This window comes from Actinomadura nitritigenes (assembly GCF_017573545.1).
In the GTDB taxonomy this organism is placed as follows: Bacteria; Actinomycetota; Actinomycetes; order Streptosporangiales; family Streptosporangiaceae; genus Spirillospora; species Spirillospora nitritigenes.
In genome coordinates, this window is the sequence record NZ_JAGEOK010000023.1 from 50,035 (window position 1) to 76,716 (window position 26,682).

Sequence of the window (26,682 nt, forward strand, 5' to 3'; positions counted from 1 at the left end):
CCGGGGGGCGGGCAGTGCTGTGTTCTTCCCCACGGAGCATGATCATTATCCTTCGGCGGCGGTAACCGTTGAGCCGCGCGCGGGGGCGCTCTCGTGGTGGAGGCGGTCCAGCGCGGTGACGTAGTAGGTGTAGGCGCGGCCGGGCTTGGCGGAGGGGTCGATGACGCCGCCGCCGCGGACGTCGGCGATCAGGCGGGCGTCGCCGAGGGGCGCGCATCCGGCGGTCCTGCCGTCGGCCCGGTACACCGCGTAGGACACCGCGTCCTGGGAGGGCCGCCACTGCACCTTGACGCCCTTGCCGTCGGGGACGGCGCGGGTGTCCTGGACGGGGGGCGGGGCGTGCCCGCCGCGTCCGGTGACGGCGGGCGGGATGGCGGGGCGGGAGTAGTGGTCGTCGCGGATGCGGGCGGCGAACCCGCGGCGGTTGGCGGCGATGTCGGCGGCGCTGAAGAACACGTCGCCGCGGACCTGCGGGTACTTGCGGTTGAGGGTGAGGTGGCGCGACAGCTCGTCGGGCTTGCGCCAGGCGCCGGGTTCGCCGACGCGGTAGCCGGCCTGGCCGATGGTCAGCTGCACGCCGGTGCCCTTGACCTGGTCGGCCCACCAGGCGACGAGTTCGGCGTAGCCGGCGCGGGGGTCGCCGATGGGCCAGTACAGCTGGGGGGTGACGTAGTCCAGCCAGCCCTTCTTGATCCAGCCGCGGGTGTCGGCGTAGATGTCGTCGTAGCTCTGCAGGGCGCTGGTGGGCGAGCCGGCGGGGTCGCTGGTCTTGTTGCGCCAGACGCCGAAGGGGCTGATGCCGAACCGGACCCAGGGTTTGGCCTGGTGGATCTGCTGGGAGAGGGTCTGGACGAGGGTGTCGACGTTGCGGCGCCGCCAGTTCGCCTTGGACAGGCCCTTGCCGTAGGTCTTGTAGGCGGCGGCGTCGGGGAAGTCGCCGTCCTCGGGGTAGGGGTAGAAGTAATCGTCGAAGTGGACGGCGTCGACGTCGTACTTGTGGACGACGTCCAGGACGGCCTTGGTCGCGAGGTCGCGGACCTGAGGCAGGCCGGGGTCGTACCACAGTCCGCCGCCGTACTTGCGGACCCAGTCGGGGTGGCGGCGGGCGGGGCTGTTCGCGGCGAGTTTCTTCAGGTCGTCCTGGCGGCTGACGCGGTAGGGGTTGAACCAGGCGTGGAACTCCAGGTTCCGCGCGTGCGCCTCCTTGACCATGAAGTCCAGGACGTCGTAGCCGGGGTTCTTGCCCTGGGTGCCGGTCAGCCACTGCGACCACGGCTCGTACGGGGAGGGGTAGAAGGCGTCGGAGTCGGGGCGGATCTGCACGAACACCGCGTTCATGTTCATCGCCTTGGCGGTGTCGAGCAGGCGGGTGAACTGCTTCCTCTGGGTGGCGGCGGACCGGCCGGGCTCGGTGGGCCAGTCGGTGTTGCCGACGGTGGCGATCCACATGCCGCGGACCTGGCGGGAGGGGCCGTCGCCGTCGGGGGCGGCGACCTTGGGGCATTCGGGCTTGGCGCCGGCGGTGACGGGCCCGGCGCGGTCGCCGTCGTCGCCGCCGCCGAAGGCGGGCACGCCGCAGCCCGCCGTGCTCGTCACCGCGCCGGCCGCCAGCACCGCCGCCGCCGCCCGGATCCGCGTCCCCGTTCGCCATGCCATAGCGAGCCATTGTTACGCATCCGTTGCGGTGGTACGGACGGAACGGCGATGTCCGTGTGATGCCTCACCGTCCCGCCGCGTCCCTTTCGCCACCGGGGTCCGCCTCGTTGCGATCTTCGAACACGCGTTCCATACTGGCCGTCCCATCATGTCGTTCACGTGTTCGAGAGGGGGCGGGTGTGCGCTGGGATCACCTGCGGCTTTCCGCAGACGGCGCGGACGGCGCGGACGGCGCCGCCGGAGACGGCGCGGCCGTGCCGCTGATCGAGCGGCGGGCGGTGGCGCGCACGTTCGACACGCCGGAGTTCCGCGGGATGACCTTCTACGAGGTCCACGCCCGGTCGGTGGTCAACGCGGTGCCGAAGGCGTCCCGGATGCCGTTCCGCTGGACGATCAACCCCTACCGGGGCTGCACCCACGCGTGCGTGTACTGCTTCGCGCGCAAGACCCACGAGTACCTGGAGATGGACGCGGGTGCGGACTTCGACTCGCGGATCGTGGTGAAGGTGAACGCGGCCGAGCGGGTGCGGGCGGAGCTGGCGGCGCCGCGGTGGCGGGGCGAGCACATCGCGATGGGCACCAACGTCGACTGCTACCAGCGCGCCGAGGGCCGCTACCGGCTGATGCCGGGGATCCTCGCGGCGCTGCGGGACGCGGCGAACCCGTTCTCGATCCTCACCAAGGGGTCGCTGATCCTGCGGGACCTGCCGCTGCTGCAGGAGGCGGCCGAGCGCACGCGGGTCGGCGCGGCGGTGTCGGTCGGGTCGGTGGACTCCGATCTGTGGCGGCTGGTGGAGCCGGGCACCCCGTCGCCGCGCACGCGGCTGCAGGTGTGCGCGCGGCTGAACGAGGCGGGGATCGGCTGCTCGGTGCTGATGGGCCCGGTGATCCCCTACCTGTCGGACTCGCCGGCGCAGCTGGAGGCGGCGGTGCGGCAGATCGCCGAGGCGGGCGCGACGTCGGTGTCGGCGATCACGCTGCATCTGCGTCCGGGCGCGCGCGAGTGGTTCACCACGTGGCTGCGCGAGCACCATCCGGAGCTGATCGTCCCGTACGCGCGGCTGTACGGGTCCGGCGCGTACGCGCCGGAGGGGTACCAGCGGCGGATCGCGGCGCGGGTGCGGGAGCTGGCGGCCCGGTACGGGGTGGGCGCGGGGCGCCGCGGCCCGTCGGGTCACCGCCCCGTCCCCGCTCCCCCGCCGCCGGCCGCGGAGCAGCTGCCGCTGCTGTGACCCCGACGGCCCGTGCCGCCCTCACGGGCCGCCCCGTCCGCACTGTCCGCGCCGGTCACGGGATCGGGTCAGAGGGCCAGGTCGCGGCGCAGGCGGTCGGCGCCGGTGAACAGGAACGCGCGCAGGCCGGCGGCACGGGCCGCCTCGACGTTGACGGCCCGGTCGTCGACGAAGGTGAGGTCGGCGGGCGCGGCGTCCAGGCGGTCGGCGACGTGCGCGAAGATCGCGGGGTCGGGTTTGGCGAGCCGCAGGTCGGCGCTGAAGAAGCGGTGCCGGAACAGCGCGGCGAACGGCGCGGCCTCGATGTGGCGGGCCATCTCCAGCGGCGCGTTGGACAGCAGCGCCAGGGGGACGCGGCGGGCGTCGAGGTCGCGCAGGATCCGCAGGGTGCCCTCGTCGAGGTGCGACCACATCTCCAGGTCGAGGCGGACCAGGACCTCCAGCAGGGCGGGGGTGGCGGCGCGGCCCAGGCGCCCGCACAGCTCGCCCCAGTAGCCGGCGGCGTCGACGGTGCCGAGGTCGTAGGCGTCGCGGCCGTTCCAGTAGGCGTCCCAGAACGCGGCGGGGTCCCCGCCGACGGTGCCGGCGAGCCGGGCGGCGGCGTCCTCGGGCGGTGCGTGGCAGACGACCTCGCCGTAGTCGATGACGACCCATTCCATGACGGCCCCCTGATCGTGTTCGCTCAACGCTGCTTCTAACAAATATCACGTTTATTCGAACACGTGGAGGGTTCGGCGGTGGTTTCGCGGGCCGCGTGCGGGTCGGTGAGGCGGTCGCCGAGGGGGCTGCGCCGGTACAGCATGTGGCGGCCGTCGCGGGCGCGGGCGACGAGCCCGGCGGCGTGCAGGATCTTCAGGTGCTGGGAGACGGCGCTGGGGGTGACCGACAGCCGGCGGGCGATCTCCACGGTGGGCAGGGGTTCGCCGAGCATGCCCAGCAGCCGGGCGCGCGGCGCGCCGAGCAGCGCCGCCAGCGCGTCACCGCCGCCGCCCGTGCCGCCGCCCGTGCCGGGGGTGGTGGTGTCGGCGGGTGCGGGGCGCCACAGGGTGGCGACGCCGCGGCTGGGATAGACGAGCAGGGGCGGTTCGTCGGGGCTGACGGGCGGGGCGGGCTTGTGCGCGAACACCGAGGGGACCAGCAGCAGGCCGCGCCCGGCGGCGTGCACGGTGTGCCGCCCGATCATCTTGTCGATGTGCAGGACGCCGTCGTCCCAGCGCAGGTTGGGGTGCATGCCGGCGAACAGGGCGCGGGCGCCGCCGGTGGCCAGGCGGCGGGCGCGGTAAGTCATGTCGGCCTCCAGCACGAGCCGGATCTGCGGCCAGTGCGGCCGGACGGCGATGTGCCAGTAGCGGCGCAGCTCGTCGCAGATCGCGTCGTTGAGGCGGGCGACGCGGGCGTCGTCGCCGGCGGCGTCGGCGAGGGCGGCGGGCGGGGGCCCGGGGGCGTGGACGGCGAGCAGGTCGCGGCGGACCCGGGCGGGCGGGGCGGCGCGGGCGGCGGCGAGCTGGTCGTCGAAGGCGGAGGCGAACGCCTCGGGCCGGGGGGTGAGGTGGTCGGGGATGGCGTGCCGGTCGCCGACCAGCGCCATCAGCAGCGTGGTGTCGACGCCGGTGAGGCGCCGCAGGGCGTCGCGCCGCCAGGGCAGCTGCAGCGCGTAGCGGCCGGGGTCCCGCAGGACCCGCAGGCTCTCCATGGTCTCGCCGAGGGGCGACAGCGCGAAGCGGGTGTCGGCGAGGTCCTCGACGCCGAGCACGAAACGGATCATTAAGCGTGACGCTACATCGTTTCCGCCGGGCGGGGCCGCCGCGATCGACTCGTGGGCATGACGAGGAGCGCAGCGAACGCGGCGGGCACGAACGCGGCGGGCACGGATGGGACGGGCACCGGCGCGGCAGGTAAGGGTACGGCGGGCAGGGGCACGGGCGGCGGGCCGACCGCTAACGCGACCGCGAAATCGGCAGCGGCAGCGGCAACGGCTGCGGCGGGGGCGGGGGCGGGGGCGGGGGCGGGCCGGGGTGTGATCGCGTTGCTGGCGGTGACGTGCGGGGTCGCGGTCGGGAACGTGTACTTCCCGCAGGCGGCGGCTCCGGCGGTCGCGGCGGGGCTGGGGGTGGGTGCGGGGACGGCTGCGGGCGTGGTGTCGGCGGCGCAGTTCGGGTACGCGGCGGGGATCTTCCTGCTGGTGCCGCTGGGCGACCGGGTGGCGCACCGGCGGCTGATCGTGGTGCTGCTGGTGGTGACGGCGTTGGCGCTGGCGGTGGCGGGAGCCGCGCCGGGGGCGGGTGTGCTGCTGGCGGCGAGCGGGGCGGCGGGGGCGGCGACGGTGGTCGCGCCGGTGGTGGGGCCGATGGCGGCGGGGCTGGTCCCGGCGTCGCGGCGCGGGTGGGTGAGCGGGGTGATGTTGAGCGGGTCGCTGGGCGGGATGCTGCTGTCGCGGACGCTGGGCGGGCCGCTGGCGCAGTGGCTGGGGTGGCGGTCGCCGTATCTGGTGGCGGCGGCGCTGGCGCTGGTGCTCGCGGTGGTGCTGGCGCGCGCGCTGCCGGTGACGGTGCCGTCGTCGGGGCAGCCGTACGGGCGGTTGCTGCTGGAGCCGCTGGCGCTCTTGCGGGAGGAGCCGGAATTGCGGCGGTCGTGTCTCTACCAGGCGACGGTGTTCGGGGCGTTCTCGGCGGTGTGGACGGGGGTGGCGCTGCTGCTGGCGGGCCCCCGGTACGGGTTGGGGGCGCCGGCGGTGGGGGCGTTGGCGCTGGTGAACGCGGCGACGATGGTGTGCACGCCGGTGGCGGGCCGGGCGGCGGACCGGAGGGGCGCGGACGCGGTGAACCTGTGGGCGATGGCGGGGGTGGTGGTGTCGGCGGGTGTGCTGGCGGTGGGGTGCGTGGGCGGAGCGGTGGGGCTGGCGGGGCTGGCGGCCGGGTCGCTGCTGCTGGACGTGGCGATGCAGTCGGGGATGGTCGCCAATCAGGTCCGCAATTACGGGTTGCGGGCGGACGCGCGCAGCAGGGTGAACACCGCCTACATGACGTGCGGGTATTTGGGCGGGGCGGCGGGGTCGTGGCTGGCGGTCCGGGTGTACGGGGGGTTCGGGTGGGCGGGTGTGTGCGGGCTGGCGGCGGTGCTGGCGGTAGGGGCGCTGGTGCGGCATGGGGCGGCGATGCGCTCCCGTCCGCGCGCAGCGCCGCCCCAGCCGCCCGAGCCGCTCGCCGCGCCGGCTCTGTCGCGGGCGCGGGCGGGTGAGGCGCGGCCGCGGTGAGGTCGGGTGCGCGGGGTGGGGTGCGCGGGGTGGGGTGCGCGGGTCAGGTGCGGTGGACGGCGAGGTCGGTGCGTCCGGGGGCCAGGTCGGGGCGCAGGACCAGGTCGTCGTCGTAGCCGCCGCCGCGTTCGGGCCGGTAGGGGATGGGGTCGGCGGTGGGCAGGGTGGTGAGGCGCTGGTCGAGGCGGGCGGCGGCGCGGGCGTGCTCGGCGGGTCCGGCGCGGTCGGCGCCGGTGATCACCAGGGGCGGCAGGACGTCCATGCCGCTGTAGAACAGGGTGCCGTGCAGGAGGGGGAACAGGACGTCCTCGGCGTCGCCGTGGACGCCGCGGGGGCCGAGGCCGGTGGCGCGGGCGCCGGCGGTGGTGACGACGAGGGCGCGGTGCCCGGTCAGGCCGCCGTCGCCGTAGCGGCGGGGACGGCCGTCGGTGTCGTGGACGCCGAAGGCGTAGCCCTGGACGAACACGCGGTCGAACCAGCCTTTGAGGATGGCGGGCATCCCGTGCCACCACAGCGGGAACTGCAGGACGAGGGTGTCGGCCCAGTCGAGTTTGGCGTGTTCGGCGCGGATGTCGGGGGCGAGTGCGCCGGTGGCGCGGGCGTGCTCGGTGGCGGGTCCGAGGCGCAGGGGTTCGCGGGGGTCGTGGGCGACGTCGGCGGGTCCGGCGACGGGGTTCCAGCGCATCGCGTACAGGTCGGAGTGGCGGACGCGGTGGCCGTGGCGCCGCAGGGTGGCGGTGCCGTGGTCGCGCAGGGCGCCGTTGAGGGAGCGCGGTTCGGGGTGGGCGAACACCCACAGGACGTTCATGGGGAGTCCTCCTCGGCGGTCGGTGGCCTGTGTCCGATGCTGCCGGGGGCGTGCGGCCGTCACGAGTGGCCGGTCGGCCATGATGTGCAAGGATCGGGCCATGAGCGGGGGTGCGGGCGGCCGGCATCGGGTGGTGGTGCTGGTGCGCGACGGTGTGCTGCCGATGGAGCTGGGGATCGTGCATCAGCTGTTCGGGCGGGCGCGGTCGGCGGCCGGGGAGCCGCTGTACGAGGTGGTGTCGTGCGGGGTGGCGGCGGGGCCGGTGCGCACCGACGCCGATTTCCAGGTGCACGTGGCGGCCGGGCTGGAGGCGCTGGAGGGGGCGGGGACGGTGGTGGTGCCGGCCTCGCATGAGCTGGACGAGCGGTGCCCGGGGGCGGGGCCGGTGCCGGCGGCGCTGGTCGCGGCGCACCGGCGGGGCGCGCGGGTCGCCTCGATCTGCACGGGCGCGTTCGTGCTGGCGGCGGCGGGTCTGCTGGAGGGGCGGCGGGCGGCGACGCACTGGCTGTCGGCGGACCGGTTCACCGCGATGTTCCCGTCGGTGGACCTGGATCCGGCGGTGCTGTACGCCGACGAGGGGGACGTGCTGACCTCGGCGGGCGAGGCGGCGGGCATCGACCTGTGCCTGCACGTGATCCGGCGGGACCACGGCGCGGCGGTCGCGGGGGACGTCGCGCGCCGGACGGTGGTGCCGCCGCACCGGGAGGGCGGGCAGGCGCAGTTCATCGCGCGTCCGGTGGCGGCGCCGCAGGAGGCCTCGACGGGCCCGGCGCGGGAGTGGGCGCTGGAGCGGCTGGACGAGCCGCTGACGCTGGCGGAGATGGCGGCGCGGGCGTCGATGAGCGTGCGGACGTTCACGCGGCGGTTCCGGCAGGAGGCGGGGGTGTCGCCGGCGGTGTGGCTGGCGCGGCAGCGGGTGGAGCGGGCGCGGCAGTTGCTGGAGGAGACCGATCTGCCGGTGGAGCGGGTGGCGGAGCGGTCGGGGCTGGGGACGGCGGCGTCGCTGCGGGCGCGTCTGCAGGCCGCGGTGGGGGTGTCGCCGTCGGCGTACCGGGCGACGTTCCGCGGCTCCGGTTCCGGCCCGGCCCCCGGCCCGGGGCCGGGTTCCGGGTCGGGTGCGGGGCGCCCGGCGGGTTGACCGGCGCGCCTGCGAGGACCTGCGGGATCGGCGGCGGACGCTGGCGCAGGGGGTCAGGCGGGTTCGGTGTCGGTGAGCTCGGTGGGTTCGGCGATGACGTCGACCATGGCGCCGTTGCGCACGACGGTGATCGGCAGGGGCCGGCCGATGGCGTCGGCGAACATCAGCCGCTGCAGGGACTGGGCGTGCGACACCGGCTGCCCGCCGGCGGTGAGGACCAGGTCGCCGCGGCGCAGCCCGGCGCGGTCGGCGGGGCTGGCGGGGACGACCTCGGCGACGCGCAGCGCCCCGTCCTGCCCGGTGCGGGCGCGCAGCGCCGCGGGGACCGGGACGGGTGCGGCGACCAGGCCGAGGTAGGCGCGGCGGACGCGGCCGTCGCGCATCAGCGCGGCGATGATGCGGCGGGTGGTGGTGTTGATCGGGACGGCGAGGCCGAGCCCGGCGCCGGCGACGGCGGTGTTGATCCCGACGACGCGGCCGCGGGAGTCGGCGAGGGCGCCGCCGGAGTTGCCGGGGTTGAGGGCGGCGTCGGTCTGGATGACGTCCTCGATGACGCGGGCGGTGCCGCCGCTGCGGGCGGGCAGGGACCGGCCGAGCGCGGACACCACGCCGGCGGTGACGGAGCCGGCCAGGCCGAGGGGGTTGCCGACGGCGACGACGAGCTGCCCGACGACGAGGCGGTCGCTGTCGCCGAGGGTCGCAGGGCCGGGGACGTCGCCGTCGGCGCGGACGACGGCGAGGTCGGACAGCGGGTCGGTGCCGACGACGGTGAAGTCGGCGGTGGAGCCGTCGGCGAAGGCGGCCTGCCCGCCGGCGGCGGTGCCGACGACGTGGGCGTTGGTGAGCAGGAACCCGTCGCCGGTGAACACGACGGCGGATCCGGCTCCCTCGCCGCGGCGGTGGCGGACGCGCAGCGCGGCGACGCGGGGGGTGAGTTCGCGGGCGACGGCGGACACGGCGGCGGAGTAGGCGTCCAGGGCGTCCGCGGCGGGCCCGTCGTCATCGGGCGGGCGGGCGCTCTGGCGGGGTTCGGGGGACATCGCGGCACCTCCAGATGATTACAACATTACCGCGCAACATCTGGAGGTGGCGGAGTGTTCCCCCGGGACGGCGGGGCCGGTCAGGGCTCGTCGGTGCCGCGGACCTCGGGGCGCAGGACGCTGTAGAGCACCTCGTCGCGGTACCGGCCGTCGCGGAAGCTGTACCCGCGCATGACGCCCTCGCGGGTGAAACCGGCCTTCTCCAGGGCGCGCTGCTCGGCGATGTTGTCGACCTCGGTCTCGGCCTGCACGCGGTGCGCGGTGGTGTGCGCGAACAGGTACGACACCAGCAGCCGCTGCGCGCGGGACCCGGCGCCGCGCCCCCGCGCCGCGGGCAGCAGGGAGATCCCGATGCTCCAGCACCACAGCGACCCGGCGGTGGGGACGCGGCGGTAGGACACGACCCCGAGGATCTCCTCGGCGCGCGCGACGGCGAGGTTGCCGATCTCCTCCCCCAGGAACCCGTCCTGCTCGTACCGGCGCCGGAACCGGTGCGGATCGCTCCACCCCGCCCACAGGAACGGCCCGGCGAGCTCGGGGTCGGTGCGCAGCCGCTCGATCACCGGCAGGTCCGCCTCGGCGACCGGCCGCAACTCCACATGATCGTTCATGACCGTCACCGTAGGGCGCCCGCTCCCGCCGCGCGACCCAGCCCGCCCGCCCCCTGACCGAACCCGCGGCGCGGCCGTCGATGATCAATACGGCGCCGAGGACGTCAGGGTGTCGTCGGGTGCGGGTCGTCCGTCCGACCGTCGTCCGCCCGACCGTCGTGCGCGGTGCCGGCGGGCTCGGCGCAGGAGAGCGCGGCGAGCAGCCGCAGTTTCTCGTCGCTGTCGCTGCCCTTGTCGGGGTAGTAGACGACGAGGAGGACGTCGTCGACGGGGAGTTTGTCGCGGTGCAGGCGGAGGTCACCGACGACGGGGTGGTGGACGGTGGTGGTGCCTCCGTCGAGACCGCGGACGTCGTGGCGGGCCCACAGGGTGCGGAACCGCTGGCTGGACAGTGCGAGCTCGCCGACGAGTTCGACGAACCGGGGGTCGTCGGTGTCGTCCCCGATGGTGGTGCGAAGGGCGGCGACGAAGTCGGCGGTGGATTTGGCCCAGTCCTGGTGGAAGGCCCGCTCCTCGGGATCGAGGAGGAGCGAACGCAGCCGGTTCTGGCCGGGCCGCAGGCGGGGGGAGAGCGCGACGGCCATCGGGTTGGAGGCCAGGACGTCGAACGCGCGCCCTTCGACGAACGCGGGGATCTGGAGGTGGGCGAGCAGCTCGTGCACCCGCGCCGGCACGTGCTCGGGCCGCTTGCGGCGCGGCGCTCTCGGGCGTGCCGCCGTGAGGCCGAGCAGATACGTCCGCTCGACGTCGTCGAGCTGCAGGACCCGCGCGAGTGATTCCAGGACCTGCGGCGAGGGGTTCTTGTCACGGCCCCGTTCCAGGCGCAGGTAGTAGTCGGGGCTGATCCCGGCGAGCAGGGCGACCTCCTCACGGCGCAGGCCGGGCACGCGGCGGTGGCCCCCGGACGGGATGCCCGCCTGCGCAGGAGAGACCAGCTCGCGCCGGGCGCGCAGGTAGGCGCCGAGCCGGTTGCCGGATTCCTCGTCCTTCATGCCTTCACCGTATGCGGTGCGCGTGTTTCGGAGGGGGCCCTGGCGGGACCAGGGAAGACGGGGGCCCTCACACACTCGGAGGATCCCGTCGAGACTGCGGTCACAGCGCTGCTGAGAAGGACAGAGGACATCGCTGTCCGCGCCGATGGCCTGACCGCCGTCGGCGGACCGAAGGGAAGAACTCGTGGACATCTCCAACCGCACCGTCCTCATCGTCGGCGGAACCTCGGGCATCGGACGGGAGCTGGCCCGCCGGTTCGCCGCGGCGGGCAGCACCGTCGCCGTCGGCGGCCGGAGCCCGGAGGCGCTCTCGGAACTCGCCGAGGAAGGCTTCGGCGCGTTCACCGTCGACGTCACCGACGGTTCCTCCGTCACGTCCGCCCGTGACGCCGTGCTCGCCCGGTACCCGGACCTGGACACCGTGGTGATCATGTCGGGCGTCATGCTCCTGGAGGACCTGCGCGATCCCGCGCACTTCGAGGCGGCGGAGACGACGATCGACACCAACCTGGTCGGCACCGTCCGGGTCATCGACGCCTTCACCCCCCACCTGGTCGGGCGGGGCGCCGGCACCTTCGTCACCGTCACCTCGGGCATCGCCTTCCTGCCGTTCCCGCCCATGCCCAGCTACGCCGCCTCGAAGGCCGCGGTGCACGCCTACTCCGAGGCACTGCGCGCGCAGCTCGACGGCACCGGTGTCGGCGTCGTCGAACTCGTCCCCCCGGCCGTCGCCACAGCGGGCCAGGAGAAGGTGAACCCGCACGCGCTGCCGCTCGACGACTTCGCCGCCGAGGTCATGCAACTGCTCTCGGCGGATCCCACCCCTCACGAGATCCTGGTGAAGGGCGTCCTCATGCACCGCTGGGCCGAGCGCGACGGCACCTACGACGAGCTCGTCGCACAGCGCTCCCAGGCCCTGAGCATGCTCCCCGGCCGCCAACGCTGACCCGGGCCAGCGCGCCCGCTCGACCATCACCGGGACGGCTCCCGGGAGGACGCCGGGCGGGTGTCAGCGCAGGGTCGACAGGCCGCCGTCGACGTGCACGACCTGCCCGGTGACGTAGGCGGCGCGGTGCGACAGCAGGAACACCACGACGTCGGCGACCTCCCACGCCGTGCCCTGGCGGTGCATCGGGATCAGCGCGGCGACGCGGTCGCGGCCGGCGTTGCCGCCGGAGGCGTCGCGTCCCATGACGGTGTCGATGAGGCCGGGCGCGACCACGTTGGCGCGTACCCCACGCCCGGCGCCCTCGGCGGCGATGTGCCGGACCAGCCCGGTCAGCCCGGCCTTGGACGCGTCGTAGGACGGGGAGCGCGACCCGGGCTTGGTGCCGGCCAGCGACCCGATGAACACCATCGCGGCGCCGGCGTCCAGGGCGGGCAGCGCCGCCTTGCCGACCAGGAACGGGGCGCGCAGGTTCACCTGCATGACGCGGTCCCAGTCGGCCAGGCCGGTGCCGGCCATCCCGTAGCCGATGCCGATCCCGGGGTTGAACACCACCCCGTCCAGGCCGCCGAGCTTCTCCGCCGCCCGCATGACGACACGGTCGCAGGACTCGGGGTCGGTGACGTCGGCGATCACCACGTGCGCGCGGCCGCCCTCGGCGGCGATCATCTCGGCGGTCGCGCCGGCGGCGTGCTCGTCGACGTCGGCGCAGGCGACCTGCGCGCCCTCGCGGGCGGCGGTGACGGCGATGGCGCGGCCGTTGCCGACGGGCGCGTCCGGGTCGTCGCTGGGCCGGGTCCCGGCGCCGATGACCAGGATGCGGCGCCCGGGCAGCAGCGGGCCGCCGGGGACCGCGGGCGGGGCGGAGGGATACGCGGAGCGCGCGGGGGGACGCGCGGGGGGACGCGCGGAGGGGTCGGGCATGCCCGGCACCGTAGCCGACCCGCCCGTCCCCCGCCCAGCCCCCGCCGCACCCCCCTGCGCACGCGCTCGGGCGCGCCGGAAGGCCCCGGGTGGTTAGGGTCGGGGGCCATGGACGTGATCGGGGAAGGCCGGGCCGAGGCGGTCGTCGTGGAGCGCGCCGCGGGCGTCGGCGGGGAACTGGTGCTGCGCCGGGCGGGCGCCGACTACGAGATCATCAGCAACGGGATGTTCCTCATGGACACCCGCAACGGCGAGTCCGAGCGGCTGCTGGTCCGCGCCGCCGTCGACGCCGCCCTCGACCGGGACGGGGCCGGGGGCGGCGGGCCGGGCGTGACGCCTGGCGGGGAGCCGGTGCGGGTGCTGATCGGCGGGCTCGGCGTCGGGTTCTCCCTGGCCGAGGCGCTGGCGCATCCGGCCGTCGGGCACGTCACGGTGGTGGAGCGGGAACCGGCGGTGGTCGGCTGGCACGACGGGCCGCTGCGGCCGTGGTCGCGCGGCGGGCTCGACGACCCCCGCGTCGCCCTCGTGCGCGCCGACCTCCTCGACGTCGTCGCCGCCGGCCCCGCGGACCGGGCGCACGGGGCCGACAGGGTGGCGTTCGACGCGGTCTGCCTGGACATCGACAACGGCCCCGACTGGACGGTCACGCCCGGCAACGCCCGCCTGTACGGCCCGGACGGCCTGGACCTGCTCGCCGCGCGGCTGAGCCCGCGCGGGGTGCTGGCGGTGTGGAGCGCGGGCGCCGCGCCGGGCTTCCAGGACCTGCTCGCGACCCGGTTCGCCGAGGTGGAGGCGCTGCCGGTGCCGGTCCCGCGCGGCGAGCCGGACATGGTGTACCTGGCCCGCCGCCCGCACCCGTAGACGGCGGACAAGACCGGGGTGGCCGTTTCTGTCGACCGCGCGCTCGGTTCCGGATGACCAGTTCGCTAGGTTTCGGCTGACAACACCTTTAATGGGAGGTTCAGTGGCCACTGCTCACGCCGCCCGGCGGGGTCCCGCCGTCCTCGGCGACCTGCTGCCCGGTTCCCTGGCCCGCGACGCCGCGCTCGTCGCGGGCGCGGCCGCGTTCGTCGGCGTCGCCGCCCAGATCGCGGTGCCGCTGCCCGGCACCCCCGTACCGGTGACCGGGCAGACCTTCGCGGTGCTGCTGGCCGGCGCCGCGCTCGGCTTCGGCCGCGCCGGACTCGGCATGATCGTCTACCTGCTGGCCGGGATGGCGGGCGTCCCCTGGTTCACCGACGGCGCCTCCGGCGCCGGGTTCCCGACCTTCGGCTACGTCCTCGGCTTCGTCGTCGCCGCCGCCGTGGTGGGCCGCCTCGCCGAACGCGGCGGCGACCGCACCCCGCTGCGGACCGTCGCGACGATGCTGACCGGAACCGCCATCATGTACGCGGCGGGCGTCCCCTACCTGATGGCGTCCCTGCACGTCGGGCTCGGCAAGGCGCTGCACCTGGGCGTGACGCCGTTCCTGGCGGGCGACGCGCTGAAGGTCGCGCTCGCCGCGGCGCTGCTGCCGGCGGCATGGAAGCTGACGGGCCGCCTCAACGGCCGCAGTTCCTGACACGCCGCTTCACTCGGCCCGCCCCCGTGCAGCTCCACGGCACGGGGGCGGGCGCACAGAAACCGCAAACCACCCGCCGGGAGGCGCCGAAGGGAGCCCGACAGGACGTCGAGGAGGCGCGTGGGGGCGCGATGCATGGGTCCGGGCGGAACGGGCATGTGCAGGCCGTGAGCGCCCGCCGCGATGTGGCGCACACCTCACCGGACGCCGCCGCCCCGCCTGTTTGAACAGGTTCAATTCTGCCGTACAGTGGCATGCGTGAAGCTCGCCGTGTCAGCACCGGACCGCCTCGTCGTCCGCACCGCCCCGGTCACCGACCCCGGCGACCTCGTCTCGAGACTTCCGCACCCCTCCGCCCTGGCCTGGATCCGCCACGGCGAAGGCATCGTCGGCTGGGGCGAAGCCGCCCGCATCACCCTGCCCGGCGGCGAGGACCGCTTCACCGCCGCCGCCGCGCTCCTGCGCGAACTGTTCGGCGCCGCCGACATCGACGACCCCGTCGCCCTCCCCGGCACCGGCCCCGTCGCCTTCGGCGGATTCGCCTTCGACCCCAAATCCCCCGACTCCGTCCTCATCGTCCCGCGCCGCGTCCTCGGCCGCCGCGACGGCCGCGCCTGGCTCACCACCATCGGCGACGACGCCGACCCCCTCTCCCTCGTCCACGAACCCCAGGCCCCCACCGGCCTCACCTGGGGCGACGGAGCCATGCCCGCGCACGCCTGGGGCGACGCCGTCGCCACCGCCGTCCAGCGCATCCGCGGCGGCGCCCTCGGCAAGGTCGTCCTCGCCCGCGACCTCACCGTCCACGCCGACGCCCCCATCGACGCCCGCGTCCTGCTGCGCCGCCTCGCCGACCGGTTCCCCGGCTGCTACACCTTCTCCTGCGCCGGCCTCGTCGGCGCCACCCCCGAACTCCTCATCCGCCGCACCGGCGGCGACATCGAATCCCTCGTCCTCGCCGGCACCACCGCCCGCGGCGACACCCCCGGCGACGACCGCGACCGCGCCGCCCGCCTCTTCGCCTCCGCCAAGGACCGCGAAGAGCACCGCTACGCCGCCGACATGGTCCGCGACGCCCTCGACCCCCTGTGCGCCCGCCTGCACGTCCCCACCGAACCCGAACTCCTCACCCTCCCCAACCTCCACCACCTCGCCTCCCCCCTGCGCGGACGCCTCGCCGCCGACCGCTCCGTCCTCGACGTCGTCGCCGCACTCCACCCCACCCCCGCCGTCTGCGGCACCCCCACCGACATCGCCATGGACCTCATCCGCGAACTCGAAGGCATGGACCGCGGCCGCTACGCCGGCCCCGTCGGCTGGGTCGACGCCCGCGGCGACGGCGAATGGGGCATCGCCCTGCGCTGCGCCCAGCTCGACGGCACCCGCGCCCGCCTGTTCGCCGGCTGCGGCATCGTCGCCGACTCCGACCCCGCCGCCGAACTCGCCGAAGCCCGCACCAAGTTCCGCGCCATGCAGTACGCCCTGCAGGGCTGACCCCGCCCCACCGGCACCCCGCCCCCAACGCCACACTGGTCCCGTGCGCGCGTCCCGCCTGCTGTCCCTGCTCCTGCTGCTGCAGACCCGCGGCCGCATGACCGCCCGCGACCTCGCCGACGAACTCGAGGTCTCGGTCCGCACCGTCTACCGCGACGTCGAATCACTGTCCGCCGCCGGCGTCCCCGTCTACGCCGACCGCGGCCCCGACGGCGGCTACCGGCTCCTCGAGGGCTACCGCACCCGCCTCACCGGACTCACCACCGGCGAAGCCGAATCCCTCTTCCTGTCCGGCATGCCCGGCCCCGCCTCCCAACTCGGCCTCGGCGACGTCGTCGCCGCCGCCGAACTCAAACTCATGGCCGCCCTCCCACCCGACCTGCGCTCCCGCGCCGCACGCATCCGCGAACGCTTCCACCTCGACGCCCCCGGCTGGTTCCGCACCCCCGACGACGTCCCCCACCTGCAGCCCGTCGCCGACGCCGTCTGGAACCAGCAGCGCATCCGCGTCCTGTACCGCCGCTGGGCCCACCCCCAGCAGGTCGAACGCGTCCTCGAACCGATCGGCGTCGTCCTCAAGGCCGGCACCTGGTACCTCATCGCCCGCGCCCACCATCCCGACACACCACCGGCGGACACCGCACCGGCGCACGCGGCGCCGCGCACCTACCGCGTCTCCAAGATCCTCACCCTCCAGCCGCTCCCCCAGCGATTCGAACGCCCACCCGGCTTCGACCTCGCCGCCTACTGGGACGCCTACGCCACCCGCTTCGAAGCCGACTCCTACCGCGACCAGGCCACCGTCCGCCTCTCCCCCAACGGCCTCCAACGCGCCGCCCTCCTCCTGCCACCCGTCATGGCACGCGCCGCCCACGACAACGCCGGCCCACCCGACCCCACCGGCTGGACCACCGTCACCCTCCCCGTCGAATCACTCCGCCACGCCCACGTCGAATTCCTCAAACTCGGCGCCGACGTCGAAGTACTCGACCCACCGCCCCTGCGCGCCATGATGACCGACACCGCACGCGCACTCGCCGACCGCTACCTGCACTGACACCCGCACCACCACGACCGGTGCCCCTCACCCGCGCCGCCTCACCCCGCCGCCGGCTGGCACCCCGGACACCAGAACAGATTCCGCGCCGCCAGCTCCGCCGACGCCACCACCGACCCGCACACCAGGCACGCCGACCCCGCCCGCCGGTACACGTACACCTCACCACCATGATCGTCCACCCGCGGCGCACGCCCCATCGCCTCCGGCATGTGCTCAGGACGCACCGTGTCGATCCGCCCCGACCGCACCCCCTCCGCCATCAGCACCACCAGATCCGCCCAGATCGCCGACCACTGCCCCTCCGACAGCGCCCGCCCCGGCAGCATCGGATCGATCCCCTGCCGGAACAGCACCTCCGCCCGGTAGATGTTCCCCGGACCCGCCACCACCGACTGATCCATCAGCAACGCCGCGATGCTCGTCCGGCTCCGCGAGATCCGCGCCCACGCCCGCCCCGGATCCGCGTCCGCCCGCAACGGGTCCGGCCCCAGCCGATCCACCAGCAGCTTCACCTCACCCCGCTCGAGCAGCTCGCACGCGTTCGGACCGCGCAGATCCGCGTGCCCGCCCGCACCCGACAACCGCAACCGCACCGCCCCCCACGGCTCCGGCACCGGCAGCCCACCGAACCGCCACGTCCCGTAGATCCCCAGATGGACGTGCAGGACGCGGTCGTCGTCGAACTCCAGCAGCAGATGCTTGCCGTACGCCTCGGCGGCGCTCAGCACACGGCCGTCGATCTCGGCCGCACCCGCCGCGAACCGGCCCTGCGGGCTCTCGGCGGCGACGGGACGGCCGCCGAACACCCGACGGTGCTCGGCGGCCAGACGATGGAGGGTATGTCCTTCGGGCATGACGCCCGCAATCCTACGACCGCAGCGGCGCCCCCACCTCCCGCATGTGCGCCAGCGCCTGCCGGTACGACTCCACCAGGCCCGTCTCGGTGAACGGCAGCCCCACCGCCGCGCAATGCGCCCGCACCAGCGGCTGCACCCGCCGCAGACTGCACCGCGGGATCCCCGGGAACAGGTGATGCTCGATCTGGTAGTTCAGACCACCCATCAGCCAGTCCACCACCACACCGCCCCGCACGTTCCGCGACGTCAGCACCTGCCGGCGCAGATGCCCCCACCGCTCACCCGGCTCCGGCATCGCCATCCCCTTGTGGTTCGGCGCGAACACCGCACCCAGATGCACCCCGAACAGCGCATGGTGCAGCGCCATCAGCACGACCGCCTTCCCCGGCGACAGCAACGCGAACGCCAGCGACAGGTACCCCACCGCGTGCACCGCCAGCAGCCCGCCCTCGACCAGCTGCTCCCGCCGCGACCTCCCCCGCAGGTACAGCACGCTGCCCACCTTCAGGTTCAACCCCTCCAGCGTCAGCAACGGGAAGAACAACCCCGCCTGATGCCGCGCCACCCACCGCAGCACCCCCCGCTGCCGCGCCGCCTGCCCCTCCGTCCACGCCAGGACCCCCTCCCCCACATCCGGGTCCTTGCCGACATGGTTCGGATTGGCGTGATGCCGGTTGTGCTTGTCGCTCCACCAGCCCTGCCCCATCCCCAGCAGCAGGTTCCCCAGCACCAGCCCCAGCACCCGGTTCACCCGCGCCGACCGCGCGATCTGCCGATGCCCCGCGTCATGCCCCAGGAACGCCGTCCGCGCCGACAGCACCGCCAGCGGAACCCCCAGCAGCACCGCCCACCAGCTCGCCCCCGCCCACGCAACCGCCGCCCACACCGCCGCCGTCGCCGCGAGATTCACCCCGATCGCCCGCGAATAGTAGCCAGGACGCCGGTCCAGCAGCCCGCTCGCGCGGACCTGCCGCGCCAGCGGAGCGAAATCACTGCCGGCCGCCCGGGCGGGCGGGGCGTCGAGGGTCGCGGTCATCGGGGCCTCCATCGGATCGTCGGTGCGCTGACCGATCCGAAGCTACGGAGACGATCACCGAGCGGTCGCCACGCTGCGGAGCCAAACCCGTCCTGGCTCCCAGGTCCCGGTACCCCTCACCCGCCGTCGCCCCCGCGGACCATCACCGACCCCGACCCTGCATCGAAGACGGAACATCCCGTCCATATAGGGTCAGAAGCCATGAGCGAACCGACGCGGTGGATCGACCTGGACGGTGCCGTCAACGCCCGAGACCTCGGCGGGCTCCCCACCGCCGACGGAGGCGCCACCCGGCGCGGCCGCGTCCTGCGCTCGGACAACCTCCAGGACCTCACCGTCACCGACGTCCGGATCCTCCTCGACGAGTACCACCTCAAGAACGTCATCGACCTGCGCAGCGACGCCGAGGTCCGCCTCGAAGGCCCCGGCCCCCTCGCCCGCGTCCCCTCCGTCACCCTGCACCACCTGTCCCTCTTCCCCGAGGGCGGCCGCCGCACCGACGTCACCGCCGACACCCCCGACCGCGCCGACGTCGACAAGGCGCTCCCCTGGCAGGAGCGCGACGCCGGAGGCACCGAGCTCGACCGCACCACCGGCCACTACCTCGGCTACCTGCGCGACCGCGGCGACAACATCGCCGCCGCCCTGCGCGTCATGACCCGCACCGACGGCTCCTCCCTCGTCCACTGCGCCGCCGGCAAGGACCGCACCGGCGTCGTCTGCGCCCTCGCCCTCGACCTCGCCGGCGTCACCCGCGAAGCGATCGTCGCCGACTACGCCATGACCGGCGAACGCATCGACGCCGTCCTCGGACGCTTGCGGAACAGCGACACCTACGCCGCCGACCTGGACTCCCGCCCCGCCGACACCCACGTCCCCCACGCCGCCATCATGGAGAAGCTCCTCGCCCGCATCGACGAGGAGTTCGGCGGCACCGAGGGCTGGCTCACCGGCCACGGCTGGACCGGCGAGGACACCGACGCCCTCCGCGAACGCCTCCTCGGCTGACCGGCTCCACCCGCCCCCGCCGCCGCGACCGGTTCGCGAGCGGCGCGGCGCACGTGTACGGCCGCACCTCACGGGTAGCGCCGGGAACACCCGACACCGCCCGGAGACAACGCCGATGAAACCGCGCCCACCGCACCTCGCCGCCCTGCGCGCCCTCGCCGACCCCTCCGTCCGGCCCCGCGACGTCCGCCGCGCCCTCGGCGTCGAGACCGCCACCCGCCGCTGGCTCATCGGCGGCGTGCTGCCGCTCTGGCTCGGCGCCGGCCTCGCCGACTGGCACCGGCACCGCCGGACCCACATCGAGACCACCGCCGGCACCCGCGAATCCATGATCCACTCGCTGATGATGACCGAGGCCGGCATCCCCGTCGCCCTGGGACTGTTCTGCGAGGTCAACCCGGGCGTGCTGGCCACCTGCGCCGGCGCCCTCGCCGTTCACGGGGCCACCGCGTACTGGGACGTCACCTACGCCGAGGAGCGCCGCCGCGTCACCCCGCTGGAGCAGCACATCCACAGCCTTCTGGAAGTCGTACCGCTCATGGCCACCGGTTTCCTGACCGTCCTGTACTGGGACCAAGCGCGCGCCCTCGTCGGCCGGAACGGCCGACCCGACTTCCGCCTCCGGCTGAAACGCCGCGACCCGCTGTCATGCAGGACCCAGATCGCGCTGCTCACCGCGATGGGCGTCTTCGGCGCCCTCCCCCATGCCGAGGAGATGATCCGCTGCCTGCGCGCCCGCCCCGCCCTCGAACCGCAGCCGACCGCCACTCCGGCACTGACCCCGACGCTGGCCATCCCCGCAGACCCGGAGCACGCCGCCGCCGAATGATCTGCGGAGCTCCTTGTCTTCGGTGAAGGCTTTTTGTTTTTTAGAGCGGCAGTCGACGCAACCAGCCCGGCGCCTTTACATTGTAAATTGAAGGTTGAAGCATCGAGGACGGCGCCGGTGGTCGCCGGCGCCGTCCCTTCGGTCTCTCAGGCGAACAGCTCGCGGACGGCGGCGTGCGCCGCCTTGCGCATCTCCGCGTGCAGCACCGCGTTCGCGTCGCGGTCGGTGCGGGCCTCCACGATCCGCAGCCCCTCCCCCGCCATCGCCTTCGGCACGTCCGCGGCAGCCTCCAGCCGCCGGTACGGGACGCCGTGCGCCGCCGCCACCCCCTCCAGGTCCACCTGGTGCGGCGTGCCGAAGACCCGCTCGAACGGGCCCGCCAGCGCCGCCTGCGGCAGCAGTGAGAAGATCCCGCCTCCCTGGTTGTTCACCACCACGATCGCCAGGTCGGGACGGCGGTCGTACGGCCCGATGACCAGGCCGTTCTGGTCGTGCAGGAACGCCAGGTCCCCCAGCAGCGCGTAGGAGCGGCCGCTGTGCGCCAGAGCCGCCCCGATCGCCGTCGAGACCAGCCCGTCGATCCCGCTGGCCCCCCGGCTCGCCATGATCCGGATGCCGCGCCGCGGCCGCATCACCTGGTCCAGGTCGCGGATCGGCATGCTCGCCGCCGTGAACAGCAGCGACCCGCCCGGCATCGCCGCCACCAGGTCCCGCGCCAGCCGCGGCTCGCTCACCTCCGGCACGCCGTCCAGCACCGCGTCCACCGCCGTCGCGGCGGCCAGGTCCGCCGACCGCCACGACTTCAGCCACGCGTCGTCGCCCGACACCACCGGGATCTCGATCTCCGGCGCCACCTGCGTCGCCGACCGCACCGGGTCCGGCCAGTGCGCGAGGTCCGGAGCCAGCACGATGTGCTCCTCGGCCCGCCGCAGCAGCGACAGCAGCGGCCGCGACAGCCCCGGCTTGCCCAGCGTCACCACCACCTCGGGACGGTGCCGCTCCACGAACTCCGGGATCCCCAGCAGGAAATGGTGCGAGGTCAGCGCATGGTCGCCGTAACGGGCGTTGCCGTTCGGCTCCGACAGCACCGGCCACCCCGCCATCGACGCCGCCGCCACGTACCGCTTGACGTTGACCGCGCCGTCGCCCACCACCAGGACGCCGCGCCGCGTCGGCGGGACGTGCAGCACCGACCCGGGCGTCGCCGCCCGCACCTTCGTCCACGCCCCGGTCGCGTCGCCGTCCAGCGGCTCGCACCACGACTCGTCCCCGTCCGGGATCAGCGGCTCGCGGAACGCCGCGTTCAGGTGCACCGGGCCCGGCACCGGCGCCTGCGCCAGCCCCCACGCCCGGCTCACCAGCGACCGCCAGTACGCCACCATCCCCGGACGGTTCTCCGGCACGCCGACCTCGGTGCTCCACCGCGCCGCCGTCCCGTACAGCTTCACCTGGTCGATCGTCTGGTTCGCGCCGGTGTCGCGCAGCTCAGGCGGACGGTCCGCGGTGAGCACGATCAGCGGGACGCCCGACTCGTGCGCCTCCACCACCGCCGGATGGAAGTTCGCCGCCGCCGTCCCCGATGTGCACACCAGCGCCACCGGACGCCCCGACCGCTTCGCCAGGCCCAGCCCCAGGAACGACGCCGACCGCTCGTCGATCCGCACGTGCAGCCGGACCCGGCCGGCCTCCTCCGCGGCGTGCAGCGCCAGCGCCAGCGGCGCCGACCGCGACCCCGGCGCCAGCACCGCGTCGGTCATCCCGCACCGCAGCAGCTCGTCGACCAGGACCGTCGCCAGCGCGGTCGCCGGGTTCACCTGCCCACCCCGACCATCGGCGGGCCCGGCAGGAACGCCTGCGCGTCCACCGCGCGGCACCGCCACGCGTCCTCCAGATCGGGCGGCGCCGCGAACCGCCGCAGCGCCTCCTCGTCCACCACCGGCCGGCGCACCTCGATCTCCCCGCCGCGCTCCCCCAGCGGATCGCGCACGACGTCGCCGTCCATCAGCGACAGCGTCCCGAGCCCGCACGCGTACGGCAGCTCCGGCAGCGCGGCGGCCAGCGCCACCCCCGCCGCCAGCCCCACCGACGTCTCCACCGCGCTCGACACCACCACCGGCAGCCCGCACGCCTCCGCGACCTCCAGGGCCGCCCGCACCCCGCCGAGCGGCTGCACCTTCAGCACCGCGACGTCCGCGGCCTCCGCCGCCCGGACCTTCAGCGGATCCTCCGCGCGGCGGATCGACTCGTCCGCCGCGATCGGCACGTCCACCATCCGCCGCACTCGCGCCAGCTCCTCCAGCGTCGCGCACGGCTGCTCGGCGTACTCCAGCTCCCACCGGTCCAGCGACCGGATCATCCGCGCGGCGTGGTCGACGTCCCAGCCGCCGTTCACGTCGATGCGCACCCGGCCGTCCGGGCCGATCGCGTCGCGGACGGCCTCGACCCGCGCGAAGTCGTCGGCGTCGTCCTGGCCGCGCTCGGCGACCTTCACCTTCGCGGTCCGGCAGCCGGACGCCTTCACCATCTCGAACGCCCGGTCGGGGCCGACCGCCGGGATCGTCACGTTCACCGGGACCCGGTCGCGGACCGGGGCGGGCCAGCCCTCGTGCGCGGCCTCCCGCGCGGCCGCCAGCCAGCGGGCGCACTCGGCCGGCCCGTAGTCGGCGAACGGCGAGAACTCCCCCCACCCGGCGGGGCCCTGGAACAGCACGCCCTCCCGCCGCGTCACACCGCGGAACCGCGTCCGCATCGGGATGGCGAAGACCCGCACCCGCTGACCCCCTGACCTGCCTACCGAATCACGCTATTCCGGCCCACGTCGTGAGCCGGACCCTTAGTAGTACCACGGGTGGCGCGACCAGTCGGGGTCGCGCTTCTCCAGGAACGCGTCGCGTCCCTCCGCGGCCTCGTCGGTGCCGTAGGCCAGCCGCGTCGCCTCGCCGGCGAACACCTGCTGCCCCACCAGGCCGTCGTCGATGAGGTTGAAGGCGTACTTCAGCATCCGCTGAGCCGTCGGGCTCTTGCCGTTGATCTTGCGGGCCCACTCCAGCGCCGTCGCCTCCAGCTCGGCGTGCGGGACGACCGCGTTCACCATGCCCATCCGGTGCGCGGCCTCGGCGTCGTAGGTGTCGCCGAGGAAGAAGATCTCCCGCGCGAACTTCTGCCCGACCTGCCGCGCCAGGTACGCCGACCCGAACCCGCCGTCGAAGCTCGCCACGTCCGCGTCGGTCTGCTTGAACCGGGCGTGCTCGCGGCTGGCCAGGGTGAGGTCGCACACCACGTGCAGGCTGTGCCCGCCGCCCGCGGCCCACCCCGGCACCACGCAGATCACGACCTTGCCCATGAACCGGATCAGCCGCTGCACCTCCAGGATGTGCAGCCGGCCCGCCCGTGCCGGGTCGATCGTCTCGGCCGTCTCGCCCTCGGCGTACCTGTAGCCGTCCTTGCCGCGGATGCGCTGGTCGCCGCCCGAGCAGAACGCCCACCCGCCGTCCTTGGGCGACGGCCCGTTGCCGGTCAGCAGCACGCAGCCGACGTCGGACGACATCCGGGCGTGGTCCAGCGCCCGGTACAGCTCGTCGACCGTGTGCGGGCGGAACGCGTTGCGCACCTCGGGCCGGTCGAACGCGATCCGGACGGTGCCCTGGTCCACGGCCCGGTGGTAGGTGATGTCGGTGAAGCCGAACCCCTCGACCTCTTTCCAGGCGTCCGCGTCGAACAGCTCCGAGACCATGTGATCCTCTCCCGTCGGGGCCCGCGTCGATCCGGGCCGAGCCCATTCAACCGCCCCGCGGTTTGAACGCGTTCAGCGGGGTCGCCTACCCTGATGAGATCATGGATCGCCGCCTCCACGCCGTCGTGCTGCCGCCCGGGCCCCGCCTGTTCCGGGCGCTCGCCGCAGCCCTCGACGGCGGCCCCGCCGTCTGCCCCCTCTCCCCCGAGCTTCCCGCGCCGGCGCTGGACGCGATGCTGGAGGCGCTGGCCCCCGACGCCGTCGAGACCGAGGACGGCCTCGCCCCGTACCGCGCCGCCGGCGAGCACGCCCCGCCCGCCGACGGCACCGCCGTGCTGATCGCCACGTCCGGCTCCACCGGCGCCCCCAAGTTCGTGGAGCTGACGGCCGCCGCGCTGCGCCACTCCGCCGCCGGCACCCTCGCCCGCATCGAGGCCGCGCCCGGCGACCGCTGGCTGTGCTGCGTGCCGACCAGCCACATCTCCGGCGTCCAGGTCCTCGTCCGCTCCCTGCTCGCCGGCACCGACCCGATCATCACGCCCCGCTTCGACACCGCCGCCGTCGCCGCCGCCGGACGCGCGCACATCTCCCTGGTCCCCACCCAGCTGCGCCGCCTCCTCGACGCCGGCACCGACCTGTCCCGGCTCGGCGCGATCGTCCTCGGCGGCGCCGCCGCCGCGCCCGGCCTGCTCGCCGAGGCCCGCGAGCGCGGCGGCCGCGTCTTCACCACCTACGGCATGAGCGAGACCTGCGGCGGCTGCGTGTACGACGGCACGCCCCTGGACGGCATGCGCGCCGCCCTGGGCGCCGACGGCCGGATCCGCCTCGCCGGGCCGTCGCTGTTCACCGGCTACCGGCTGCGCCCCGAGCAGACCGCCGCGGTCCGCGACGGCGAATGGTTCGTCACCCAGGACCTCGGCGCCCTGGAGGACGGCCGGCTCCGCGTCCGGGGCCGGGTGGACGACGTCATCAACACCGGCGGCGAGAAGGTCCTCGCCGGCGAGATCGCCACCGCGCTGTCGCGGCACCCCAAGGTCCGCGACGTGGTCGTGGTGGGACGTCCCGACCCCGAGTGGGGCGAGCGCGTCACCGCCGTCGTGGTGCCCGCCGCCGACGCGCCCGGCCTGCCCGAGCTGCGCGCCTTCGTCCGCGAGACGATGCCCGCCTGCGCCGCGCCCCGCGAGCTGGAACTCGTCGACGCGATCCCGCTGCTGGCCTCCGGCAAGCCCGACCGCGCCCGCCTGCGCGCGGCGGGGTGACGCCCGTACCGCGCGGGACGCGCGGGGCGCATGGCACGGTGACGATCGGGGGAGGACGAGCGGCATGGGCGGACAGCGCGAGGAGCCGGAGAACGAGAGCGGCCTGACCGTCCTCCTGGCGTTGCTGGCCAACCTCGGCATCGCCGTCGCCAAGATCGTCGCCGCGCTGATCACCGGGTCGGCGTCGATGGCCGCCGAGGCCGCGCACTCGGTCGCCGACACCTTCAACGAGATCCTGCTCATGGTCGGGCTGCGCCGCAGCGGCCGCCCCGCCGACCGCCGCCACCCCTTCGGCTACGGCAAGGAGCGCTACATCTGGACGCTGCTCGTCGCCGTCGCGATCTTCGGCATGGGCGCGCTCTTCTCCTACTACCAGGGGTTCGAGGCGCTCATCGGGGCCCGGTCGGGCGCGGAGGCCGACCCGCTCGTCGGGTACGTCGTGCTGGCGGTGGCGTTCGTCCTGGAGGGGATCTCCTGGCAGCAGGCCCTCCGGCAGACCCGCGCCGCTGCCCGCGAGGAGTCGCTGCCCCTCTTCGCCTACATCCGCCGCACCGACGAGCCCACCGCGATCAGCGTCCTGCTGGAGGACTCCGCCTCGCTCGTCGGGCTGCTCCTGGCGTTCGGCGGGCTCGGCCTGCACCAGGCCACCGGCTCCGCGGTCTGGGACGGCATCGGGTCGGTCCTCATCGGCGTACTGCTCACCGCCGTCGCGCTCGTCCTCGGCCGCATCAACCTCAACCTGCTGATCGGCAACCAGGCCGACCCCCGGATCGTCGACGACGTCCGCGCCCGGCTGCACGCCGCGCCCGAGGTGGAGTGGGTCGTCGACATCATCACGATGACGGTCGGCGCCGACCGGGTGCTGGTCTGCGCGCGCCTGGACTTCCGCGACGCGCTCACCGCCGGCGATGTCGAGCGCGCCTGCGTCCGGATGGCGCGGGAGCTGCGCGAGGCCCACGAGGAGATCGACGAGGTGTTCCTCGAACCGGTCCCCCGCGACGACCCCGAGCTGCGGGAACGCGTGATCGCACGGTACGGCCGGACGCTGCGGCCGAAGAGCTCGGAGGCCTAGTGGCGTTGGTCACAGCGCCACGGCCCGGCGCCTTTACGAAGTAAGGTCAAGATTCACACGGTCGGGCGGCATGAAACTCCCCCGAACGGGCACCACGAGACACCGGATCGCCCCCCTCGCGGTCCCTCCGGGAGCGCCGATCCTGCCCGACCGGGAACAACGGGCCCTCCCAG

At 74.7% G+C, this 26,682-nt stretch carries 25 protein-coding genes; 12 read left to right on the forward strand and 13 right to left on the reverse strand.

Annotated elements, in window-relative coordinates; genetic code table 11:
* Positions 1-45: 45 nt before the first annotated feature.
* Positions 46-1,656 (reverse strand): glycoside hydrolase family 10-like protein, encoded by a 1,611-nt coding sequence (locus J4557_RS31490; RefSeq protein ID WP_208270394.1) that lies wholly within the window; start codon positions 1,654-1,656, stop codon positions 46-48.
* 179 nt (positions 1,657-1,835) lie between these two features.
* Between J4557_RS31490 and J4557_RS31495 the strand changes: the two genes are divergently transcribed.
* Positions 1,836-2,888, forward strand: a complete 1,053-nt coding sequence (locus tag J4557_RS31495) for an Rv2578c family radical SAM protein (protein WP_307800314.1) — start codon at positions 1,836-1,838, stop codon at positions 2,886-2,888.
* Between the two features lie 68 nt (positions 2,889-2,956).
* Here the strand turns inward: J4557_RS31495 and J4557_RS31500 are convergent, their stop codons facing one another.
* Both J4557_RS31500 and J4557_RS31505 read right to left on the reverse strand, forming a co-directional pair.
* Entirely contained in the window at positions 2,957-3,574 is a 618-nt protein-coding gene (locus tag J4557_RS31500) for an HAD family hydrolase (protein WP_208270396.1), read from the reverse strand.
* An 8-nt stretch (positions 3,575-3,582) separates the two neighbouring features.
* Complete coding sequence (locus tag J4557_RS31505) at positions 3,583-4,653, reverse strand: ArsR/SmtB family transcription factor (RefSeq protein ID WP_208270397.1); 1,071 nt, start codon at positions 4,651-4,653, stop codon at positions 3,583-3,585.
* A gap of 252 nt (positions 4,654-4,905) precedes the next feature.
* On the opposite strand from J4557_RS31505, the gene J4557_RS31510 reads away from it, so the two are divergent.
* The gene (locus tag J4557_RS31510; protein ID WP_307800315.1) at positions 4,906-6,141 is read left to right on the forward strand and encodes an MFS transporter; all 1,236 of its coding nucleotides are present in this window, start codon (positions 4,906-4,908) and stop codon (positions 6,139-6,141) included.
* 43 nt (positions 6,142-6,184) lie between these two features.
* Here J4557_RS31510 and J4557_RS31515 read toward each other — a convergent pair whose 3' ends face one another.
* On the reverse strand, positions 6,185-6,949 hold the full coding sequence (locus J4557_RS31515; RefSeq protein WP_208270399.1) for an NAD(P)H-dependent oxidoreductase: 765 nt from the start codon (positions 6,947-6,949) through the stop codon (positions 6,185-6,187).
* Between the two features lie 100 nt (positions 6,950-7,049).
* Between J4557_RS31515 and J4557_RS31520 the strand changes: the two genes are divergently transcribed.
* A complete protein-coding gene (locus J4557_RS31520) occupies positions 7,050-8,087 on the forward strand; it encodes a GlxA family transcriptional regulator (protein WP_243776634.1) in 1,038 nt (345 codons plus the stop codon).
* Positions 8,088-8,140: 53 nt separating this feature from the next.
* Here the strand turns inward: J4557_RS31520 and J4557_RS31525 are convergent, their stop codons facing one another.
* The 3 genes from J4557_RS31525 to J4557_RS31535 form a co-directional block, all read right to left on the reverse strand.
* On the reverse strand, positions 8,141-9,127 hold the full coding sequence (locus J4557_RS31525; RefSeq protein ID WP_208270400.1) for a S1C family serine protease: 987 nt from the start codon (positions 9,125-9,127) through the stop codon (positions 8,141-8,143).
* A gap of 80 nt (positions 9,128-9,207) precedes the next feature.
* Entirely contained in the window at positions 9,208-9,738 is a 531-nt protein-coding gene (locus tag J4557_RS31530) for a GNAT family N-acetyltransferase (protein WP_208270401.1), read from the reverse strand.
* 104 nt (positions 9,739-9,842) lie between these two features.
* Positions 9,843-10,730, reverse strand: a complete 888-nt coding sequence (locus tag J4557_RS31535; RefSeq protein WP_208270402.1) for a helix-turn-helix transcriptional regulator — start codon at positions 10,728-10,730, stop codon at positions 9,843-9,845.
* 184 nt (positions 10,731-10,914) lie between these two features.
* Between J4557_RS31535 and J4557_RS31540 the strand changes: the two genes are divergently transcribed.
* On the forward strand, positions 10,915-11,676 hold the full coding sequence (locus J4557_RS31540; protein ID WP_208270403.1) for an SDR family oxidoreductase: 762 nt from the start codon (positions 10,915-10,917) through the stop codon (positions 11,674-11,676).
* 63 nt (positions 11,677-11,739) lie between these two features.
* Here J4557_RS31540 and J4557_RS31545 read toward each other — a convergent pair whose 3' ends face one another.
* On the reverse strand, positions 11,740-12,600 hold the full coding sequence (locus J4557_RS31545; protein ID WP_208270404.1) for an SDR family NAD(P)-dependent oxidoreductase: 861 nt from the start codon (positions 12,598-12,600) through the stop codon (positions 11,740-11,742).
* A 108-nt stretch (positions 12,601-12,708) separates the two neighbouring features.
* Here J4557_RS31545 and J4557_RS31550 point away from each other — a divergent pair, with 108 nt between their 5' ends.
* From J4557_RS31550 to J4557_RS31565, 4 genes are all read left to right on the forward strand, one after another.
* Complete coding sequence (locus tag J4557_RS31550; RefSeq protein WP_208270405.1) at positions 12,709-13,461, forward strand: spermidine synthase family protein; 753 nt, start codon at positions 12,709-12,711, stop codon at positions 13,459-13,461.
* A 103-nt stretch (positions 13,462-13,564) separates the two neighbouring features.
* Positions 13,565-14,161, forward strand: coding sequence for a biotin transporter BioY (locus tag J4557_RS31555; protein ID WP_208270406.1), 597 nt, complete (start codon positions 13,565-13,567; stop codon positions 14,159-14,161).
* A gap of 258 nt (positions 14,162-14,419) precedes the next feature.
* Positions 14,420-15,655 carry an isochorismate synthase gene (locus J4557_RS31560; protein WP_307800316.1) on the forward strand — a complete coding sequence of 412 codons (1,236 nt, stop codon included), beginning with the start codon at positions 14,420-14,422 and terminating at the stop codon, positions 15,653-15,655.
* A 43-nt stretch (positions 15,656-15,698) separates the two neighbouring features.
* A complete protein-coding gene (locus J4557_RS31565; protein ID WP_208270408.1) occupies positions 15,699-16,712 on the forward strand; it encodes a helix-turn-helix transcriptional regulator in 1,014 nt (337 codons plus the stop codon).
* Positions 16,713-16,753: 41 nt separating this feature from the next.
* On the opposite strand, the gene J4557_RS31570 is transcribed toward J4557_RS31565, so the two are convergent.
* Positions 16,754-17,569 (reverse strand): Fpg/Nei family DNA glycosylase, encoded by an 816-nt coding sequence (locus tag J4557_RS31570; protein ID WP_208270409.1) that lies wholly within the window; start codon positions 17,567-17,569, stop codon positions 16,754-16,756.
* A 13-nt stretch (positions 17,570-17,582) separates the two neighbouring features.
* On the reverse strand, positions 17,583-18,608 hold the full coding sequence (locus tag J4557_RS31575) for a fatty acid desaturase family protein (protein ID WP_243776635.1): 1,026 nt from the start codon (positions 18,606-18,608) through the stop codon (positions 17,583-17,585).
* A 201-nt stretch (positions 18,609-18,809) separates the two neighbouring features.
* Between J4557_RS31575 and J4557_RS31580 the strand changes: the two genes are divergently transcribed.
* Together J4557_RS31580 and J4557_RS31585 are read left to right on the forward strand one after the other, a co-directional pair.
* The gene (locus J4557_RS31580) at positions 18,810-19,616 is read left to right on the forward strand and encodes a tyrosine-protein phosphatase (RefSeq protein WP_208270411.1); all 807 of its coding nucleotides are present in this window, start codon (positions 18,810-18,812) and stop codon (positions 19,614-19,616) included.
* Between the two features lie 115 nt (positions 19,617-19,731).
* On the forward strand, positions 19,732-20,445 hold the full coding sequence (locus J4557_RS31585; RefSeq protein WP_208270412.1) for a diguanylate cyclase: 714 nt from the start codon (positions 19,732-19,734) through the stop codon (positions 20,443-20,445).
* A gap of 146 nt (positions 20,446-20,591) precedes the next feature.
* On the opposite strand, the gene menD is transcribed toward J4557_RS31585, so the two are convergent.
* The 3 genes from menD to J4557_RS31600 all read right to left on the reverse strand — a co-directional run bounded on the left by menD (position 20,592) and on the right by J4557_RS31600 (position 24,178).
* Entirely contained in the window at positions 20,592-22,259 is a 1,668-nt protein-coding gene (menD, locus tag J4557_RS31590) for a 2-succinyl-5-enolpyruvyl-6-hydroxy-3-cyclohexene-1-carboxylic-acid synthase (protein ID WP_208270413.1), read from the reverse strand.
* Positions 22,256-23,194, reverse strand: a complete 939-nt coding sequence (locus tag J4557_RS31595; RefSeq protein WP_243776660.1) for an o-succinylbenzoate synthase — start codon at positions 23,192-23,194, stop codon at positions 22,256-22,258. Before J4557_RS31595 ends, menD begins: the two co-directional genes overlap by 4 nt.
* Positions 23,195-23,278: 84 nt before the next feature.
* Positions 23,279-24,178, reverse strand: a complete 900-nt coding sequence (locus J4557_RS31600) for a 1,4-dihydroxy-2-naphthoyl-CoA synthase (protein WP_208270415.1) — start codon at positions 24,176-24,178, stop codon at positions 23,279-23,281.
* A 101-nt stretch (positions 24,179-24,279) separates the two neighbouring features.
* On the opposite strand from J4557_RS31600, the gene J4557_RS31605 reads away from it, so the two are divergent.
* Together J4557_RS31605 and J4557_RS31610 are read left to right on the forward strand one after the other, a co-directional pair.
* Entirely contained in the window at positions 24,280-25,437 is a 1,158-nt protein-coding gene (locus tag J4557_RS31605; protein ID WP_208270416.1) for an AMP-binding protein, read from the forward strand.
* A 64-nt stretch (positions 25,438-25,501) separates the two neighbouring features.
* Complete coding sequence (locus J4557_RS31610) at positions 25,502-26,509, forward strand: cation diffusion facilitator family transporter (protein ID WP_208270417.1); 1,008 nt, start codon at positions 25,502-25,504, stop codon at positions 26,507-26,509.
* Positions 26,510-26,682 lie beyond the last annotated feature (173 nt).